16 protein-coding genes are annotated in these 17,868 nt (G+C 74.1%); 11 read left to right on the top strand and 5 right to left on the bottom strand.

The annotated features are described in order from the left end of the window. Window positions 1-5 precede the first annotated feature (5 nt). Window positions 6-896 (top strand): succinate--CoA ligase subunit alpha, encoded by an 891-nt coding sequence (gene sucD, locus K7B10_RS17065; protein ID WP_030864229.1) that lies wholly within the window; start codon window positions 6-8, stop codon window positions 894-896. A gap of 87 nt (window positions 897-983) precedes the next feature. On the opposite strand, the gene K7B10_RS41610 is transcribed toward sucD, so the two are convergent. After that, on the bottom strand, window positions 984-2,807 hold the full coding sequence (locus K7B10_RS41610) for a helix-turn-helix domain-containing protein (RefSeq protein ID WP_229336877.1): 1,824 nt from the start codon (window positions 2,805-2,807) through the stop codon (window positions 984-986). A gap of 123 nt (window positions 2,808-2,930) precedes the next feature. Here K7B10_RS41610 and K7B10_RS17055 point away from each other — a divergent pair, with 123 nt between their 5' ends. Further along, the gene (locus K7B10_RS17055) at window positions 2,931-4,586 is read left to right on the top strand and encodes a cell division protein PerM (RefSeq protein WP_229336875.1); all 1,656 of its coding nucleotides are present in this window, start codon (window positions 2,931-2,933) and stop codon (window positions 4,584-4,586) included. Between the two features lie 16 nt (window positions 4,587-4,602). On the opposite strand, the gene K7B10_RS17050 is transcribed toward K7B10_RS17055, so the two are convergent. Then, window positions 4,603-5,235: a hypothetical protein gene (locus K7B10_RS17050; RefSeq protein ID WP_229336873.1), complete on the bottom strand. Its 633-nt coding sequence runs from the start codon at window positions 5,233-5,235 to the stop codon at window positions 4,603-4,605. A 323-nt stretch (window positions 5,236-5,558) separates the two neighbouring features. Here K7B10_RS17050 and purN point away from each other — a divergent pair, with 323 nt between their 5' ends. Further along, a complete protein-coding gene (gene purN, locus K7B10_RS17045) occupies window positions 5,559-6,182 on the top strand; it encodes a phosphoribosylglycinamide formyltransferase (protein ID WP_229336871.1) in 624 nt (207 codons plus the stop codon). Continuing rightward, a complete protein-coding gene (purH, locus tag K7B10_RS17040) occupies window positions 6,179-7,768 on the top strand; it encodes a bifunctional phosphoribosylaminoimidazolecarboxamide formyltransferase/IMP cyclohydrolase (RefSeq protein WP_229336869.1) in 1,590 nt (529 codons plus the stop codon). The genes purN and purH overlap by 4 nt, the downstream gene beginning before the upstream one ends. A gap of 80 nt (window positions 7,769-7,848) precedes the next feature. Here purH and K7B10_RS17035 read toward each other — a convergent pair whose 3' ends face one another. Continuing rightward, window positions 7,849-8,505, bottom strand: a complete 657-nt coding sequence (locus K7B10_RS17035; protein ID WP_229336867.1) for a hypothetical protein — start codon at window positions 8,503-8,505, stop codon at window positions 7,849-7,851. A 281-nt stretch (window positions 8,506-8,786) separates the two neighbouring features. On the opposite strand from K7B10_RS17035, the gene K7B10_RS17030 reads away from it, so the two are divergent. The 6 genes from K7B10_RS17030 to K7B10_RS17005 all read left to right on the top strand — a co-directional run bounded on the left by K7B10_RS17030 (window position 8,787) and on the right by K7B10_RS17005 (window position 14,543). Next, window positions 8,787-9,650 (top strand): bifunctional methylenetetrahydrofolate dehydrogenase/methenyltetrahydrofolate cyclohydrolase, encoded by an 864-nt coding sequence (locus tag K7B10_RS17030; protein WP_229336865.1) that lies wholly within the window; start codon window positions 8,787-8,789, stop codon window positions 9,648-9,650. Next, window positions 9,640-10,110: a DUF3017 domain-containing protein gene (locus K7B10_RS41265; RefSeq protein ID WP_229336863.1), complete on the top strand. Its 471-nt coding sequence runs from the start codon at window positions 9,640-9,642 to the stop codon at window positions 10,108-10,110. The genes K7B10_RS17030 and K7B10_RS41265 overlap by 11 nt, the downstream gene beginning before the upstream one ends. A 309-nt stretch (window positions 10,111-10,419) precedes the next feature. After that, the gene (locus tag K7B10_RS17020; RefSeq protein WP_030154844.1) at window positions 10,420-11,409 is read left to right on the top strand and encodes a malate dehydrogenase; all 990 of its coding nucleotides are present in this window, start codon (window positions 10,420-10,422) and stop codon (window positions 11,407-11,409) included. Between the two features lie 175 nt (window positions 11,410-11,584). Further along, the gene (locus tag K7B10_RS17015) at window positions 11,585-13,354 is read left to right on the top strand and encodes an AbeC-like domain-containing protein (RefSeq protein WP_229336861.1); all 1,770 of its coding nucleotides are present in this window, start codon (window positions 11,585-11,587) and stop codon (window positions 13,352-13,354) included. After that, window positions 13,344-13,739 carry a hypothetical protein gene (locus K7B10_RS17010; protein ID WP_229336859.1) on the top strand — a complete coding sequence of 132 codons (396 nt, stop codon included), beginning with the start codon at window positions 13,344-13,346 and terminating at the stop codon, window positions 13,737-13,739. Before K7B10_RS17015 ends, K7B10_RS17010 begins: the two co-directional genes overlap by 11 nt. Before the next feature lie 150 nt (window positions 13,740-13,889). Beyond that, a complete protein-coding gene (locus K7B10_RS17005) occupies window positions 13,890-14,543 on the top strand; it encodes a serine/threonine kinase C-terminal domain-containing protein (RefSeq protein WP_229336857.1) in 654 nt (217 codons plus the stop codon). 52 nt (window positions 14,544-14,595) lie between these two features. Here the strand turns inward: K7B10_RS17005 and K7B10_RS17000 are convergent, their stop codons facing one another. After that, window positions 14,596-15,099, bottom strand: a complete 504-nt coding sequence (locus tag K7B10_RS17000) for a carboxymuconolactone decarboxylase family protein (RefSeq protein WP_030864199.1) — start codon at window positions 15,097-15,099, stop codon at window positions 14,596-14,598. A gap of 46 nt (window positions 15,100-15,145) precedes the next feature. Between K7B10_RS17000 and pdxR the strand changes: the two genes are divergently transcribed. Then, window positions 15,146-16,597: a MocR-like pyridoxine biosynthesis transcription factor PdxR gene (pdxR, locus tag K7B10_RS16995; RefSeq protein ID WP_229336855.1), complete on the top strand. Its 1,452-nt coding sequence runs from the start codon at window positions 15,146-15,148 to the stop codon at window positions 16,595-16,597. Between the two features lie 375 nt (window positions 16,598-16,972). Here the strand turns inward: pdxR and K7B10_RS16990 are convergent, their stop codons facing one another. After that, the gene (locus K7B10_RS16990) at window positions 16,973-17,824 is read right to left on the bottom strand and encodes a DMT family protein (protein ID WP_229345160.1); all 852 of its coding nucleotides are present in this window, start codon (window positions 17,822-17,824) and stop codon (window positions 16,973-16,975) included. Window positions 17,825-17,868: the final 44 nt, after the last annotated feature.

The raw sequence follows: 17,868 nt of genomic DNA, 5'->3' as shown, positions 1-17,868 counted from the left end.
CTCACATGGCTATCTTCCTCAACAAGGACAGCAAGGTCATCGTCCAGGGCATGACCGGTGCCACGGGCATGAAGCACACCAAGCTGATGCTGGCTGACGGCACCAACATCGTCGGTGGCGTGAACCCGCGCAAGGCCGGCACCACCGTCGACTTCGACGGCACCGAGGTCCCGGTCTTCGGCTCCGTCGCCGAGGCGATGAAGGAGACGGGCGCCAACGTCTCCGTCCTCTTCGTCCCGCCGGCCTTCGCCAAGGCCGCCGTCGTCGAGGCCATCGACGCCGAGATCCCGCTGGCCGTCGTCATCACCGAGGGCATCGCGGTGCACGACTCCGCCGCCTTCTGGGCGTACGCGACCGCCAAGGGCAACAAGACCCGGATCATCGGCCCGAACTGCCCGGGTCTGATCACCCCCGGCCAGTCCAACGCCGGCATCATCCCGGGCGACATCACCAAGCCCGGCAAGATCGGTCTCGTGTCCAAGTCCGGCACGCTGACCTACCAGATGATGTACGAGCTGCGCGACATCGGCTTCACCTCCGCCGTCGGCATCGGTGGCGACCCGGTCATCGGCACCACGCACATCGACGCCCTGGAGGCCTTCGAGGCCGACCCGGAGACCGAGCTCATCGTCATGATCGGCGAGATCGGCGGCGACGCCGAGGAGCGTGCGGCGGACTTCATCGCGAAGAACGTCACCAAGCCGGTCGTCGGCTACGTCGCGGGCTTCACCGCCCCCGAGGGCAAGACCATGGGCCACGCCGGCGCCATCGTCTCCGGCTCCTCCGGCACCGCGCAGGCCAAGAAGGAGGCCCTCGAGGCCGCCGGCGTCAAGGTCGGCAAGACGCCGACCGAGACGGCCAAGCTGGCGCGCGAGATCCTGAACGCCGCGAAGTAACGCTTGCCGCTGCCGTACGCACGCGTACGGCCGTACGGGCGTGGCCCGCATCCCCGAGTGGGGTGCGGGCCACGCCCGTTCGTGTTGTCACTCCAGGCTGGGCGCGATCCGCTCGGGCCGGTGGGCCGGGTGCGAGCGGAGCCTTTCGCGCAGCTGCCGGGTCTCGTCGGTGAGCCGCTGGGGGCCGGCGAGCGGGGGGACCCCGGAGACGCTCGCGCCGGGCGCGATGGGGGGCTCGTACTGACGGGGCGCGGTGGCGGTGGTGTAGGCGGTCGCCACGGCGATCACGGCGGTCAGGCCGAGGAACGCGCGGGTCCAGCGGGTGGCCCGGTACTCGGCGGCCATGCGCACGGTGGCGGCCGGGCGGGGTTCCAGCGGGACGGCCGGAGTGACCGCGCCGAGCCGCTCGCGCAGCACCGCGGACTGCCTCTCGGGAGGCGCGGCGGCCAGCTCCGGGACGCGGTCGGCGAGGGCGTCGTGCGCGTGCAGGAGGCGGTTGCCGGCGGTGGGGGTGCTGGCCTCGGTCTCGGCGGCGGTGTCGGGCAGGTCGAGGCCGACGCCGTCGTAGAGCAGGACCGTACGGCGGTGGGCCGGCGGGAGCGCCAGCATGGCGTCCATCAGGATCCGGTCGGCGGGCGCGGCGGGGGCCTTGTCGGGGTGCTTGTGGGCGCGGCGGAACCCGTGCCAGGGGGCGAGGGCGTACTCGTACACGGCCGCGCGCACCCAGCCGACGGGGTCGGGATCCGCGGCCACCTCGGGCCACCGCGCCCAGGCCTGCTGGAAGGCCCGCTCGACGGCCTCCTCGGCGAGCCGGCGGCGGCCGGTGAGCAGGTACGCCTGCCGTGCGAGCGCCGGGGCGGAGTACCGGTACAGCGCGTCGAACACCGCTCCGGGTCCGGGCGGCCCGGGCGCCGGCCCGGCAGTCGCCTCCTCGGCGGTCGCGTCCTCGGCCGGGGCCTGCCCGGCGGCTTCGGCGACCGCCGGTCCGGCCGTGTCGGATCCGTCGGCCGCGGTCGCCTCCTCGGCGGGGACCGGCCCGGCGGCCCCTTCGGCGGGGACCGGCCCGGCCGTCTCGCCGGGCGCGTCCCCGGCCGGGTGCGCCCGGTGCCCGCCGGCCCCGGTCGTGGTCGCTCCGGCGGGCGCCCGTCCGTCCCCGGGACCGGACGGGTGTCCGCCGCCCGGGCCGGACGGGGGCTGCTCGCACCCTTCGGAGGAGGCCGCCGCGCCTTCGGCGGGCGGGTGGTCGGGCGCCGGGGGCTCCGCTTCGGCGGGGGCGCTCCGCCCGAGCCTTGCCCGGCCGGGCGTGCCGATGGCCCGGGCGGTGGCCTTGACGGTGTACCTCGCCTCGTGGCGGGGCACGGCCGTGGGCGGCTTGGCGGCCCGCTTGGCCGCGACCGGCGGCCGGGTCCGCTGCCCGGGCCCGCTCATGCCGAAGGGCCGCAGGCCCCCGGGCAGCCTCACCACGGCCCCGCCCCGCGCCTCCCCTCCGGCGCTCCGGTCGGCCTCGTGGCCCGGGCCCGCGGGCGTCCCGCCGGGGGCCGCTCCGGCGGGGTCCTGCGTTCCGGCGCGGGACATGGCTCCAGGTGCCTGCACCGCCCCGGGAGCGCGGTCCGGGGGCGGGGCGTCCGGCGGGGCCGCCCCGGCAGGTGCCGCCGCCGCATCGGGAGCACCCGACGCGTCGGGGGCCGCGTCCGCGTCCGCGGGTGTCGGGGCCACGGACCCCAGGAGAGCGGCGTAGGCGTCGAGTTTGCGGCCCCGGGGATGGGTGCGGCCCGATTCCCAGGAGCGGACCGTGTTGGCCCGGACGCCCACCGCCGTCGCGATCGCCTCGTACGTCAGGCCCGCCGCCTCGCGCAGGCTGCGGCGTTCCTTGGGTGAGGGGAGCCTCGGCTCCCCGACGCTCTCCGTCATGCCTCGCTCCCCGTGACCTGCCGACAGACCTGGGCGAAAAAGTACATAAAACGTATATTGAGCGACACCACGGACATTCGCCTGTTACCCGCCCATAGCGCGTGTCGTTGGCACCATGGCGGGGTGACCCAAGTGACCGAACGCGGGACCCCGTTGCCGGCGGCTCCCCGGGCCGCCGCCGGGCGGCGCCGTTCGCCGGCCGCCGCCGCCTGCGTACTGGGCGGGGCCGTCGCCGCCGGGCTCGGGCTCGGCTTCCTCGCCGTGCTCGTCATCGTGCTCTGGATCAGCTCCCCCTACCCCGACAGCGGCCCCGGCGGCGCCCTGCACCTGGCCGCCGGGCTCTGGCTGCTCGCCCACGGGACCGAGCTCGTCCGGTACGACACCCTCTCCGGGGTGCCGGCCCCCGTCGGCGTGACCCCGCTGCTGCTCGTCGCGCTGCCCGCCCTGCTCATGCGCCGGGCGGCGCGGCTCGGCAGCGCCTCGGGGGAGGATGGGGACGGGGATGAAGTGCTGCCCGCTTCCGCCGTCTTTTCGGCCGTGACCTGCGGATATCTCTCGGTCGGCTCCCTGGCGACCATCTACGCCGCCGCCGGGCCGATGCCCGCCGACCCCCTCAGCGCCGCCTGGCACGTACCGCTCGTCGCCGTGTTCGCCGCCGCCGGCGGCGTCTGGGCGGCCAAGGGGCGCCCCGTCGGGCCGCTGCCGCACTGGGTTCCGGGGGCCGTGCGCCGGGCCGCCGCCCGCCCCCGCTACCCCCTCGCGCTGCGTGCCGGAGCCGCCGGGGCCCTCGTGCTGCTGGGCGGCGGCGCGCTGCTCGTCGGGGCCTCGCTCGCCTGGCACGCCGCCGAGGTCCAGGCGTCCTTCCTGGCGCTGACGGAGGTCTGGTCGGGCCGCTTCGCGGTCCTGCTCCTGTCCCTCGCGCTGCTCCCGAACGCCATGGTCTGGGGCGCCGCGTACTCCCTCGGCCCCGGCTTCGCCCTCGGCGCCGGCGCGACCGCGACCCCGCTCGGCTTCGCCGGCTCGCCCGCGCTCCCGAGGTTCCCGCTGCTGGCGGCGCTGCCCCCGGAGGGCCCCGGAACGCTGCTGACCTGTGCGACCACCGGGGTGCCGCTGCTGGCCGGGCTGGCGGTCGGGTGGTTCGCCGTACGCCGGGCGCGTGAAGTCTCCTACAAGGAAACCGCCCTGACGGCGGCTCTGGGCGCCCTGGTGTGCGCGCTGCTGCTGGCCGGGCTCGCGGCGGTCTCCTCGGGGCCGCTCGGCTCACGGGGGCTGGCGAGCTTCGGGCCGGTGTGGTGGGCGGTCGGCGCCGCGGCCTTCGCCTGGACCCTGCTCCCGGCGGTGCCGGTCGCGGTGGCGGTGCACTCCTGGCGGACCCGGCCCGCCCGGCAGGCGGAGGCCCTCGCGTCGGACGCGGACGACGACTGGCACGACAGCGGCGTACGGGAACTGCGCTGGGAGGCCCTGCGCCGGGCGGCGGGCGCCCTCGTACCGGACCTGACCCAGGATCCGCCCCGGGCCCAGGCTCCGGCCTCTGCCGAACCGGTCCCGGCCTCTGCCGAACCGGTCCCGGTCACCGCACCCAAACCGCCCCGCCGGCTCACCGTCGTGACAGGGGTTCACCTGGACCTGACGCCGGTTCCGGCCCCGACGGCCCAGACCGTCCCGACGGCCCAGACCGCCCCGGAAACCCCGACGGCCCCGGCGGACGCGCCGCCCCGGCCCCTCGTCGCGCCCGTGGCCGGCGCCCGCGTACTGACCCGCCGCAAGCCGCAGGACTGAACCGGCGCCGCCGGGCCTACTGCTGCACCTTCAGGATCTTGCCCAGCACGTTGTCCGGCAGCAGGTTGTTGCACTGCAGCTCCGCCGACTTCGTGAGGGCGTCCTCGCGGCAGACGTAGAAGTCCTTGTAGGCCAGCTGCAGGCCGTACGAGCTCAGCGCCAGCAGGATCGCCAGCGAGGCCGTGACCAGCCCGCCGATCGCCGCCGTCCGCTGCGGGCGCGCCGCCGGCCCGAGTGCGGCCAGGCCCCCCTGAGGAGCGGGGTCGGGAGCGGGCGCACGGCCCGTCAGGGCGTCCACGGCGGACGCCTGCGCCGGCGCCGCGGGCTTCCCGCGCAGCCCGCTGATCCCCCAGTACATGGCGAGCGCACCGAGCAGCAGCCCCACCGACGGGATCCCGAAGATCCCGAAGAAGAAGCCCCACATGCCGGCCAGCAGCGCGTACCGGGCCCGCCGCTGGACCGGGTCCGTCGGGTCCCAGCGCACCGGCCCGCCGGTGCCGGATCCGGGGTCCTGGCCCGGGCGGCCGTCACCGCCGCCGTCGCCGTCGCCGTTGCCGCGCGGCTGCCACGGCTGGTCGGGCCGGCCTTCCGGGGGAGCCGCGAAGGGGTTGTCGTCGGTGGAGGAGTCGGGCTGGCGGCGATCCGGCATCGAGTGCGTTACTTCCCCTGTGTCGTGGACGTCCTGGGACGCCGTGGGCCTCGTGAGCGGCGTGCGTCGAAGGGCTGTTGACGTGTGGCGCGGTGCTGGGCACCGCGCCGTATGCGGCTTGTATGCCAGACGCTACCTCTCGCCCGTCCCCCCGTCCCTCGGGGGCGGTGCGGTGTGCCGGTATCGTTGCAGGCGGTCGGCGGCTTCGTAGGGTCACCCGTATTCAGGGGCACCCCGCTTTCGTCTGATCACACAAGATGTACGCCCGGTGCGTGACACCACGTGACGTGCGTATGGACGCATTCCCGCAGAAAGGGCCTCCCATGGCCGCCTCCCGCCTGGTCGTGCTGGTCTCCGGTTCCGGCACCAACCTCCAGGCCCTGCTCGACGCCATCGACGCCCATCCCGGCGGAGCCGAGGGCTTCGGCGCCGAAGTCGTCGCCGTGGGGGCCGACCGCGAGGGCATCGCCGGTCTGGAGCGGGCCGAGAAGGCAGGGATCCCCACCTTCGTGTGCCCGGTCAAGGCGTACGCGACCCGCGAGGAGTGGGACTCCGCACTCACCGAGGCGACCGCCGCCCACGCGCCGGACCTCGTCGTGTCCGCCGGGTTCATGAAGATCGTGGGCGCCTCGTTCATCGGCCGCTTCGGCGGCCGCTTCGTCAACACGCACCCCGCCCTCCTCCCGGCCTTCCCGGGAGCCCACGGCGTACGGGACGCCCTCGCCTACGGCGCGAAGGTCACCGGCTGCACGGTCCACTTCGTGGACGCCGGCGTGGACACCGGTCCGATCATCGCCCAGGGTGTGGTCGAGGTCCGGGACGGGGACGACGAAGCCGCTCTGCACGAGCGCATCAAGGAAGTCGAGCGCCAGCTGCTCGTCGACGTCGTGGGGCGCCTGGCCCGGCACGGCTACCGCATTGAGGGACGAAAGGTAACAATCCAGTGACCGCCGTAGAGAGCAGCACCACCTCGTCGAGCTCGTCGAAGCGACCGATCCGGCGCGCGCTCGTCAGTGTCTACGACAAGACGGGACTGGAGGAGCTGGCCCGCGGCCTGCACGGGGCGGGCGTCGCGCTCGTCTCCACCGGCTCCACCGCCTCCAGGATCGCCGCGGCGGGCGTGCCCGTCACCAAGGTCGAGGAGCTCACCGGCTTCCCCGAGTGCCTGGACGGCCGGGTCAAGACCCTGCACCCGCGCGTGCACGCCGGCATTCTCGCCGACCTGCGCCTGGAGGACCACAAGAACCAGCTCGCCGAGCTCGGCATCGAGCCCTTCGACCTGGTGATCGTCAACCTGTACCCGTTCCGGGAGACCGTCGCCTCCGGCGCCACCCCCGACGAGTGCGTCGAGCAGATCGACATCGGCGGCCCGTCGATGGTCCGCGCCGCCGCCAAGAACCACCCCTCGGTCGCCGTCGTCACCAGCCCCGCCCGGTACGCCGACGTCCTCGCCGCGGCCCAGGGCGGCGGCTTCGACCTCACCGCGCGCAAGCGGCTGGCCGCCGAGGCCTTCCAGCACACCGCCGCCTACGACGTCGCCGTGGCCTCCTGGTTCACGAATGCGTACGCCCCGGAGCCGGAGGCCGTGCTCCCCGAGTTCCTGGCCAGCGCCTGGGACCGCAAGTCCACCCTCCGCTACGGCGAGAACCCGCACCAGGCCGCCGCCCTCTACACCGACGGCCAGCCGGGCGGGCTCGCCAACGCCGAGCAGCTGCACGGCAAGGAGATGTCCTTCAACAACTACGTGGACACCGAGGCCGCCCGCCGAGCCGCGTACGACCACGACGAGCCCTGCGTCGCGATCATCAAGCACGCCAACCCGTGCGGCATCGCCGTCGGCGCGGACGTCGCCGCCGCGCACCGCAAGGCGCACGCCTGCGACCCGCTGTCGGCCTTCGGCGGCGTCATCGCCGTCAACCGCCCGGTGACCGTCGAGCTCGCCGAGCAGGTCGCGGAGATCTTCACCGAGGTCATCGCCGCCCCCTCGTACGAGGACGGCGCGGTCGAGATCCTGGCCAAGAAGAAGAACATCCGCGTCCTGAAGGTCGACGGCACCCCGCACCAGCCGGGTGACCTGAAGCCGATCTCCGGCGGCGCGCTGCTCCAGCAGAGCGACCTGTTCCAGGCCGAGGGCGACGACCCGAAGAACTGGACCCTCGCCACCGGCGAGGCCCTCTCCGCGGAGGAGCTCGCCGAGCTCGCCTTCGCGTGGAAGGCCTGCCGGGCCGTCAAGTCCAACGCGATCCTGCTCGCCAAGGACGGCGCCTCGGTGGGCGTCGGCATGGGCCAGGTCAACCGCGTGGACTCGGCGAAGCTGGCCGTCGAGCGGGCGGGCGCCGAGCGCGCGCAGGGCTCGTACGCCGCCTCCGACGCCTTCTTCCCGTTCCCGGACGGGCTGGAGATCCTGACCGCCGCCAGCATCAAGGCCGTGGTCCAGCCGGGCGGTTCGGTCCGTGACGAGCAGGTCGTCGAGGCCGCGAAGGCGGCCGGCGTGACCATGTACTTCACCGGGACGCGGCACTTCTTCCACTGAGTCCGGCCCCCGCACACGGCGAAGGCCGCCACCCACCGAGGGTGGCGGCCTTCGCCGCATCTGCGAGGACCGTACGGGGATCAGTAGCGCGGCCGGTTGAACCAGGCCACCGAGTCCTTGTTCACCGCGGCGACCAGGATGACCACGCCGATGGCGAGGCCGATCACGCCGCCCGCCAGTGCGGGGCCCGTGCCGTTGCTGCCGGTGTTCGCGAAGTTGGCGAGGCTGCTGAGCAGGAAGAGCACGGAGTACACGATCGTCGTGATCCGCGTGGCGTTGCCGCCCTTGCCGAACTTCACGCCGAGGACGATCGCCCATACGGCGAACGCGATGGCGATGACGGCGATCAGGGCGATCACACCGGCGGCCACCTGGCCCGAGTTGCTGCTGCCGTAGCTGCTGCCGGAGTCGGCGCTGGAGATGAAGGCCGCCCCGAGCAGGGCGAACGCGCCGACGATCAGCTGGATGGCCGCGATGATGAAGAGGAGCACGCGCGCGGTCTTCAGCACACCCGGCATCTGCATGGGCATGCCCGGGTAGCCGCCGGGGCCGGCCGGGTACGCCTGGTTCGGGTATCCGTAGCCGGGCTGGCCCTGCGGGGCCTGCTGCGGGTAGGCGTAGCCGCCCTGCGGCGGGACGCCCTGCGGGGCCTGGTTCGGGTAGCCGTAGCCGGGCTGGCCCTGCGGGGCCGGCGGCTGTTGCTGCCCGTACGGGTTGTTCGGGTCGCCGAAGCTCATCTTGGGGTGTTCCTCCGTGGAAGTGCGGGGACGCACGGCACGCACGGAGGAATCACTGCTGTGTGCGGTACGCCCCCCGGCACTGCCCGCGGCACTCTTTACGCCATCGTGGTCCGCCCGGGCGGGAGTTGTCCAGCGACGGCGCGCCGGGCCGGTCACTTGTTGTGCAAGTGCAATGAACGGGTCAAGTCCGCCGCGGAGCCACCGCCCGGGCCCGGGAATGGGCGCCCGGCCGGGCCCGCGACTGGAAGCGAAGCCGGTCCATCCGGGAGGATGGGGCCATGACCGCCCAGATTCTCGATGGCAAGGCCACCGCCGCCGCGATCAAGTCCGAACTGACCGCCCGCGTGGCGGCGCTCAAGGCCCGGGGCATCACCCCCGGCCTCGGCACCCTGCTGGTCGGCGACGACCCGGGCAGCCGCTGGTACGTCAACGGCAAGCACAAGGACTGCGCCGAGGTCGGCATCGCCTCCATCCAGCGCGAACTGCCCGAGACGGCCTCCCAGGAGGACATCGAGGCGGTCGTACGGGAACTCAACGCGAACCCGGAGTGCACCGGCTACATCGTCCAACTCCCGCTCCCCAGGGGCATCGACACCAACCGGGTCCTGGAGCTGATGGACCCGGCGAAGGACGCCGACGGCCTGCACCCGATGTCCCTCGGGCGGCTGGTGCTGAACGAGCCGGGCCCGCTGCCCTGCACCCCGTACGGGATCGTGCAGCTGCTGCGCCACCACGGCATCGAGATCAACGGCGCGCACGTGGTGCTCCTCGGCCGCGGCATCACCGTCGGGCGCTCGATGGGCCTGCTGCTGACCCGCAAGTCGGAGAACGCCACCGTCACCCTGTGCCACACCGGCACCCGCGACCTGGCGGCCCAGCTGCGCCAGGCGGACATCATCGTGGCGGCCGCGGGCGTCCCGCACCTGGTCAAACCCGAGGACGTGAAGCCCGGCGCGGCCGTGCTGGACGTGGGCGTCAGCCGCGACGAGAACGGCAAGATCGTCGGCGACGTGCACCCGGGCGTCGCCGAGGTGGCCGGATGGATCTCCCCGAACCCGGGCGGTGTCGGCCCGATGACGCGGGCGCAGCTGCTCGTGAACGTCGTCGAGGCGGCGGAACGGACGTCGACCAGTGCGGGCTGAGCACGAAGCGGAAGCGACCGGCGCGGAGTCCGGCCCCGGCGCCGAGCCCGCGGGTGCCGGAGCCGCCCCCGACGCCGCCAAGTCGCGCCGCTTCCCCTCCATCACCAAGGACACCGCCCGCCCCGAGGGCCACGGCCGTGCCGCGCCAGGTGACGCCCTCGCGGCCCGCCAGTGGCCGATGCTCAGCGTGCTCGGGGCCACCGCGGTCGGACTGCTCCTGACCGCGCTGAACCACCCCCGCGCCGGTGTCCTGGTGATCGGCGTGGCCCTGATCGCGGCCTCCGTGCTGCGGCGCGCACTGCCGCAGGTGGGGATGCTCGCGGTGCGCTCCCGGTTCACCGACATGGTCACCTACGGGCTGCTGGGCGTGGCCATCACGCTGCTCGCGCTGGTGATGGAGCCCAAGCCGTTGCTGGACGTCCCGTTCCTGGAGGACGCGGTCCGCTTCACGGTCCGCTGAGCCCGGCCGCCGCCGGGGTGCCCGACGGGGCCGGCGTGTCCGGCGGGGCCGGCGCAGCTGACGTACTCGCACCCGCTCGTACACCCGTCCGGCGGTGTCCTGCGGTCGAAAAGAGGGGGGAAATCCCCCTCCGCGCCTTCGAACTCCCGGTCCGTGTGCCCTGCACCACACGGACCGGGGGATTGGGCCGCCGGAAGGTCGGATAGCCTGACGCCGGATGTCTCTTCACGTCAAGATTCGCAGGGGAGCGGCGTCCGCCAGCACATGGGGCAGCGACGCCCCACCGCCAGCTGTCTAACGGAGAAGGCCATGACCCGCACTCCCGTGAATGTCACCGTCACCGGCGCCGCCGGCCAGATCGGCTACGCGCTGCTCTTCCGCATCGCGTCCGGTCACCTGCTCGGCGCGGACGTGCCGGTCAAGCTCCGCCTCCTGGAGATCCCCCAGGGGATGAAGGCCGCCGAGGGCACCGCCATGGAGCTCGACGACTGCGCCTTCCCGCTGCTCAAGGGCATCGACATCTTCGACGACCCGAACGCGGGCTTCGAGGGTGCGAACGTCGCCCTGCTCGTGGGCGCCCGCCCGCGCACCAAGGGCATGGAGCGCGGCGACCTGCTCTCCGCCAACGGCGGCATCTTCAAGCCGCAGGGCAAGGCCATCAACGACCACGCCGCGGACGACATCAAGGTCCTCGTCGTCGGCAACCCGGCCAACACCAACGCGCTCATCGCGCAGGCCGCGGCCCCGGACGTACCGGCCGAGCGCTTCACCGCGATGACCCGCCTCGACCACAACCGCGCGATCTCGCAGCTGGCCGCCAAGACCGGCGCCGCCGTCTCCGACATCAAGCGCCTCACCATCTGGGGCAACCACTCGGCGACCCAGTACCCGGACATCTTCCACGCGGAGATCGCTGGCAAGAACGCCGCCGAGGTCGTCAGCGACGAGCTGTGGCTCGCCGACACCTTCATCCCGACCGTCGCCAAGCGCGGCGCCGCGATCATCGAGGCCCGTGGCGCGTCCTCGGCCGCCTCGGCCGCGAACGCCGCCATCGACCACGTCCACACGTGGGTCAACGGCACCGCCGCGGGCGACTGGACCTCCATGGGCATCCCGTCGGACGGCTCCTACGGCGTCCCGGAGGGCATCATCTCCTCCTTCCCCGTCACCACCAAGGACGGCAAGTACGAGATCGTCCAGGGCCTGGACATCAACGAGTTCTCCCGTGCGCGCATCGACGCGTCCGTGGCGGAGCTCGTCGAGGAGCGCGACGCGGTCCGCGAGCTCGGCCTGATCTGACCGGCCGCACGGGACCCGGCCGGCCCTGCGAAGGGCCCGGCCGGCCCGGCCGGACCCGATCCCGCGACACCTGAAAGGCCCCGGCGTGCACGCCGGGGCCTTTTGGCGTGAAGCACCCTGTTTACGCGCACCCCGCGCGCCGTACGGTTGCCCTCCTCCCGAGCGAGGAGAACGCGTGAGTGGCACACCCGACGGCAGGGCCCCCGTGGACCCGACCGCGACAGAGGCGGGACGCCTGCTGTGCGCCGGCACCTACCTCGACCCCGCCTACCGCGACCGGGTGATCGAGGAGCTCTACGTCCACGAGGAACGGTTCCCCGCGCCCTCCTACGGCTTCGACGCCTCCCGCGTCCTCGCCCACGCCCTGCGCGCCCTGCGCACCGAGGTGGCCTGGTCGGCGGGGATCGTCGCGGTGTGGGCGCTCGGCCTCCTCCTCACCCGCGCGTTCTTCCTCTTCCTGCTCGTCCCGGCGCTGCTCCTGAGCGGTGCCGGCCACCTCAAGAAGCGCCGCGAGCGGACCGGCCGCGGCATCCGGTTCTTCGAGTGGATCCTGCGCGCCTGCGCCGTCTTCCTCCTCGGCCGGATCCTGTGGGGCGTGCTCCGGGGCTTCTTCACGGACGAGATCAGCGGCTTCGCGTACGAGTTGGGCGGCAGGGGGAACCCCGACCTGAGCTTCCTCGGCGACTACGTGGGGTACCTCTTCGAGCACGACCCGCCCGGCATCCTCATGCTGCTGCCCAGGCTCGGCCAGTACTACGGGGAGGTCTACTCGTGGACGGTCGTCCTGATCGCCGTGCTGGTCACGGTGCTCGTCTACTTCCAGCGCGGGCACTTCGCGCAGACCATCAATTCCAAGCTCAGCCGTGAGCACTACGCGGACTGGGAGGCCGACCCGGTCGGGGGCCCGCGCTTCCACCGGGCCCAGGACCGGATCCTGCGCCTGCAGCACGCGCAGGTGGTCCTGTACGACGTCGACAACCCGTTCTGCGGGGCGGGCCAGGCCCGGCTGCCGTGGCAGCTGACGGTGGAGCTGCGCCCGCGGGCCGGAGCGGGGGCCCGCCGCCTCGACAACGCGGGCATCATCGAGCGGATCCGGCCCAGGCTGGAGGCCCTGCGCGTGCCCTCGCCGGGCGGCTCCGAGGGCGCGGAGGCGAGCGTCCTGGACCGGCTGCGCGAGCTGGTCATCGACGAGTGCGTGTTCCTTCCGGCCGCGGGACTGCCCGACGTGGACGCGGTCGACGTGTCGCAGGAGGCGTTCGCCGAACACCGCGCCGCCGCGGTCGAGGAAGGCGGCGAGCGGCGCCGGCACTTCCTGCGCGTCCGGATCGGCGGCTGGGACGAGAACCTCGTCATCACCGTGTTCATCCGCGTCCACACGCAGGGCGGCATGCTCATGCTGGAGGTCGCGCCGCACGTGCTGCTGCCGGTGCGGCCCGATTTCCAGCGGGCCGACGACATCGCCCGGCGCCACCGCCGCAACACCCCCCTCGCCAAGGTGCTGCTGGCCCTCAGCAACGCCCCCGGCTCGCTCGGCGTGGCCCTCGCCACCCTGGTCGGGGCCTGCCGGGTCCCGTGGCGGCTGGTGACCGCCGGGCACGGCGTCGCGTACGCGGCGGGACCGGCCGCGTCCGTACGCGAACTCGCCTCGCAGGGCGATCTGTCGCTGTTCCAGCTGATGGACATGGACCGGTACGTGAAGACGATCCAGGAGCGCATCGTGGGCGGCGTGACGCAGGCGCTGCACGACGCGGGCTGGCACACCGAGGAGTTCGCGGAGCGCGCGGTCAACGTCGCGGAGGGCGGGGTGTTCATCCAGTCGGTGAGCAACAGCGCCTTCGGCATCAACGGAGTGAGCCACAACAGCACGGTGAACCAGGGCAAGGACGGCACGGACCGCAAGGACGGGCGCGTGCGCGCGGGGAAGGAGAGCAGAAGTGGCCAATAGCGAAGGCGCCGGGCCGCCCTCGGTGCGGATCGGCGACGTACGCGGCAGCGCCTTCAGCATCGGCGGCACGGACGTCAGCAACAGCACGGTCAACCACGGCGGTACGAGGGCGGACTCCGGCGGCGCCGGGCCGACCGCCCAGGAGCTGCTGGAGGCCGTACGGGACCTCCGCGCGGCCCTCGTACGCCTGCCACGCAGCGACGGGAGGACCGCTCTCGACGCCGAACTGGACGCGGCGGCAGAGGAGTTGGAGGCGACGGGCGAGGAGGTGCGGCCGGGCCTGCCCGCCCGGCTGCGCGGGGCGCTGGAACGGTGGGCCCCGCTGGTGGACTCGGTGAGCGCGGCCACCGCGCTGGCCGCCCTGCTGACCTCGTTCGGGGGGTGATCAGTGGCCCAGGGGAGCGGCCCCGTCCGCTGGAACCCGCGCACGCAGCAGTGGGAGGGCCCGGAAGGCCCGCAGCGGCGCGGGCGAGGACGTCCGGAGCCCGCCCCGCTTGGGGCGGAGCCGGGGCCCGGGGGGCCGGGGCTCCCGCCGATGCCGGCCTACCCGCCGGGCACCGAGCCGCCGGGCACCGAGCCGCGCAGCCCGTGGGCCGCTCCGGAGGACGGGGAGCCCGGGGACACCCCGCCCGCGCGGCGCACGGCGCGCCGGTGGCGGCTGCGGCTGGGCATCGCCGTCGGCGTGGCGGCGGTCATCGGCGGGGCCGTGCTGGCGGCCCCGTACCTCGGGGCGGACCCGGCGGCCCTGCCCGACGGGTACAAGGTGCTGCGCAGTGCCGGGGCGGGCTTCCAGGTCGCGGTCCCGGACGACTGGCAGCTCAGCACCTCCGAGAGCGGGACCGCGGCCGGCACCGTGTTCCGGCCCGAGCAGGGCCGGGACAGCCTGCTCCAGGTCCTCCCGGTCAGCGGTGGCCCCGACAACCCGTGCGAGGTCCTGATCGAGAGCACCAAGGAGCTGAGCACCCGGGACGGCTACCGGCGGATCTCCCTCGAAGCGAAGGACACCACCGGCTGCGAGCTCGTGTACGAGATCCCCGACGGGGACGGCGGGACCGCGTACGCCATCGGGCGGCTGATCGTCGCGTCCGGCGGCAGCCGCTGGGTGCTCATGGGCTTCGGCCCGGCCGCCGACACCACGGCCGTCCGCGCGAGGATGGCGGCGGCCCTGGGCTCGTTCCGGCCTGGCTGAGGCCGGGGCGGGGCCGGGCCGGAACGGGAGCGACCGCCGGTCCGGCCGTCCGTTACTTGAACATGCCCGGGGTGTAGTGGCCCGGGACCATGCGCGTGGTGACCGCGAAGCGGTTCCAGACGTTGATCGTCGAGATCACGGCGATCAGGTGGGCGAGCTCCTTCTCCTCGAAGTGCTTCGCGGCCTTCTCGTACACCTCGTCGGGAACGAATCCCTCGGTCAGGACGGTCACGGCCTCGGTCAGTTCGAGCGCGGCGACTTCCTTCTCGGTGTAGAAGTGGCGCGACTCCTCCAGGGCGGTCAGCTGCACGATCCGCTCGACGCTCTCGCCGCCGGCGATGGCGTCCTTGGTGTGCATGTCCAGGCAGAACGCGCAGTGGTTGAGCTGCGAGGCGCGGATCTTGACCAGTTCGATCAGGGCCGGGTCCAGGCCCTTCCTCGCGGCCATCTCCAGGCTCACGATCGCCTTGTAGACCTCGGGCGCGTGCTTGGCCCAGCCCATGCGGGGGGTGTGCTCGGGTGCGTGTGCGGTGGTGTCTTCGTACGTGGTGGTCATGTGTCCACTTTAAGAAGCAGGCGGCCCGCCCGTATGGTCCATATCCATGACGGATTCATGGGCCACTTTCGATGCCGAGGCGGATGGCACGGGCGGCGGCGCCGGTTCCGATTTCGGTGCTGACCTGCATCTGGACCTTTCCGCCGGGCGCGGCCTGCGCGCCGGTCTCGTCGAAGCGCTGCGCGAGGCCGCGCGCAGTGGGCGGCTGGCGCCCGGGACCCGGCTGCCGTCCTCGCGCTCCTTCGCCGCGGACCTCGGGATCGCGCGGAACACGGTCGCGGAGGCGTACGCCGAGCTCGTCGCCGAGGGCTGGCTGACGGCCCGCCAGGGCTCGGGCACCCGGGTCGCGGAACGCGCCCGGCCGCTTCGGCCCGCGGGGTCCGCCCGCGTCCGGCACCCCTCGCCCAAGCGGCACTCGTACAGCCTGGTGCCGGGCACCCCGGACCTGGGCGCCTTCCCGCGCGCCGCCTGGCTGACGGCGGCCCGGCGGGCGCTGACGGACGCGCCGAACGACGCCTTCGGGTACCAGGTCGACGCGCGCGGCCGGGTGGAGCTGCGGGAGGCGCTCGCCGGGTACCTGGCGCGGGCGCGCGGCGTGTACGCGGACCCGGAGCGGATCGTGCTGTGCGCGGGGTTCGCGCACGCGCTGATGCTGCTGGCGGGGGTGTTGCGGGCGCGCCGGGTCCGGGACGTGGCGGTGGAGGGGTACGGCCTCTACATGCACCGGGAGACGCTGACGCGCGCGGGGCTGCGGACGCGGCCGCTCGCCGTCGACGACGCGGGGGCGCGGACGCCGGACCTGTCCGGGCCGGTGGGCGCGGGCGCCGGGGCGGTGCTGCTGACCCCCGCGCACCAGTTCCCCACCGGGGCGGCGCTGACCCCGGCCCGCCGGGCGGCGGCGGTCGACTGGGCCCGGAGCACGGGCGGGATCATCGTGGAGGACGACTACGACGGGGAGTTCCGCTACGACGGCCAGTCGGTGGGCGCGCTGCAGGGTCTGGACCCGGACCGGGTGGTCTACCTCGGCACGGCGAGCAAGTCGCTCGCTCCGGGGCTGCGGATGGGGTGGATGGTGGTGCCGCCGGGGCTGCTGGACGAGGTCGTCGCGGCGAAGGGGCGGACCGACTGGACGTCGAGCGCGGTGGACCAGCTGACGCTGGCGGAGTTCATCCGGTCCGGGGCGTACGACCGGCACGTGCGCGGCATGCGGCTGCGGTACCGGCGGCGCCGGGACGAGCTGGTCGAGGCCGTCTCCGGCCGGGTGGCGGTGTCGGGCATCGCGGCCGGCCTGCACGCGGTGCTCGACCTCCCGGCGGGCACCGAGGCCGCGGCCCTGCGGTCCGCGGCCTGGCAGGACCTGGCGGTGGTGCCGCTGTCCTTCTTCGCCCACCCGGACGCGGAACTCCCGCGGCGGGAGGCCCTGGTGGTCGGCTACGGCACCCCGCCGACGAGCGCCTGGTCGGCGACGCTGACGGCCTTGCTGGCCGCCCTGCCCTAAGGGCTGCCCCGTAATCCCCGGCGGGCGCGCGGCGCCAGCTACGGCACCTCGCCGCGTGGTCGGGATCGCCCGAATACGCCCCGTACGAGGACGGCCCTCCGCCTTGCGATGCACCGCATCTGACGCCGCGCGCTGACCCACCGCGGATTACGGGACAGCCCTGAGGGGGCGTCGTCACAGTGGCGTCGGCCGCCCGAAGGGCGGGGTCGACGGCGTCCCGTGCGTGCGATCGCAAGGCGGAGGAGGGAATCGACGCGGTGGGGGCACCTCCCAGCGGTAGCGGGGGGAGGGACTTCGACGACACGACCCAGGGGGTGCCCGGCGGATCGAGGCCGCAGCCCTCGCCGGTTCGGGCCGCCAGCGGTACGCGGCGGCTCAGGCCCCGGCGGGGTCCGGGTCGCCGGGTCGCGGTGCCGCCGGCGGTTCGCCGAAGCGGGCCAGGGCCAGGGCTCCGGCCACCGCCACCGCGAAGCCGAGGACCGCCAGCCAGGTCAGGCCCTCACGGGTGCTGTCGCCGAGCCAGGCCACGCCCACCGCCGCCGGGCCGATCGTCTCGCCGAGCACCATGCCCGCCGTGGCCACCGTCACCGAGCCGCGCTGGAGCGCCGAGGTGAGCAGCAGGAACCCGGCGCCGCCGCCCAGCAGCAGTGCGTACAGCGCCGGGTTCGCGAGCGTCGCGAGCGAGACGTCGTCGATGAGGCGGACCGCCACCTCCACCACCCCGAAGCCCGTCCCCGACGCGAGGCCGAGGACCAGCGCGCGCGAGCGGTCCGGGAGCCCGCCCGCGACCGCCCCCACCAGCAGCACCAGCCCCGCCACCCCCAGAAGCCCCAGCTTCAGCGCGAACGACCCCGTCCCCGAGCCCTCCTCGCCCGACGACAGCGCCAGCATCGCCAGTCCCGCGCACACCGTCCCCACCGCGCCCCACTCGGCCCCGCTGAGCGGTACGTGCAGCAACCGCGCCGAGACCACGGCCGTCACCGCGAGGCTCGCCGCCAGCGCCGCCCCCACCGTGTAGATCGGGATGTTCCGCAGCGCCACGATCTGGAGGACGAAACCGGCCGCGTCCAGCCCCAGGCCCACCACGTACCGCCACTGCCGGGCCGCCCGCAGCAGCAGCGCCGCGTCCACGCCGGACCCGGTCCCCGGCTCCGCCGCCCGCGCGGCCATCGCCTGCAGTACCGAGGCCGTACCGAAACAGACCGCCGCACCGAGCGCGCAAACCATCCCAAGGAGCACGAAATGACTCTAGATCATGGAGGTCGTGAGGG

This window comes from Streptomyces flavotricini (assembly GCF_020639365.1).
Lineage (GTDB): Bacteria > Actinomycetota > Actinomycetes > Streptomycetales > Streptomycetaceae > Streptomyces > Streptomyces flavotricini.
This window is presented reverse-complemented; position numbering and strand designations above follow the sequence as displayed.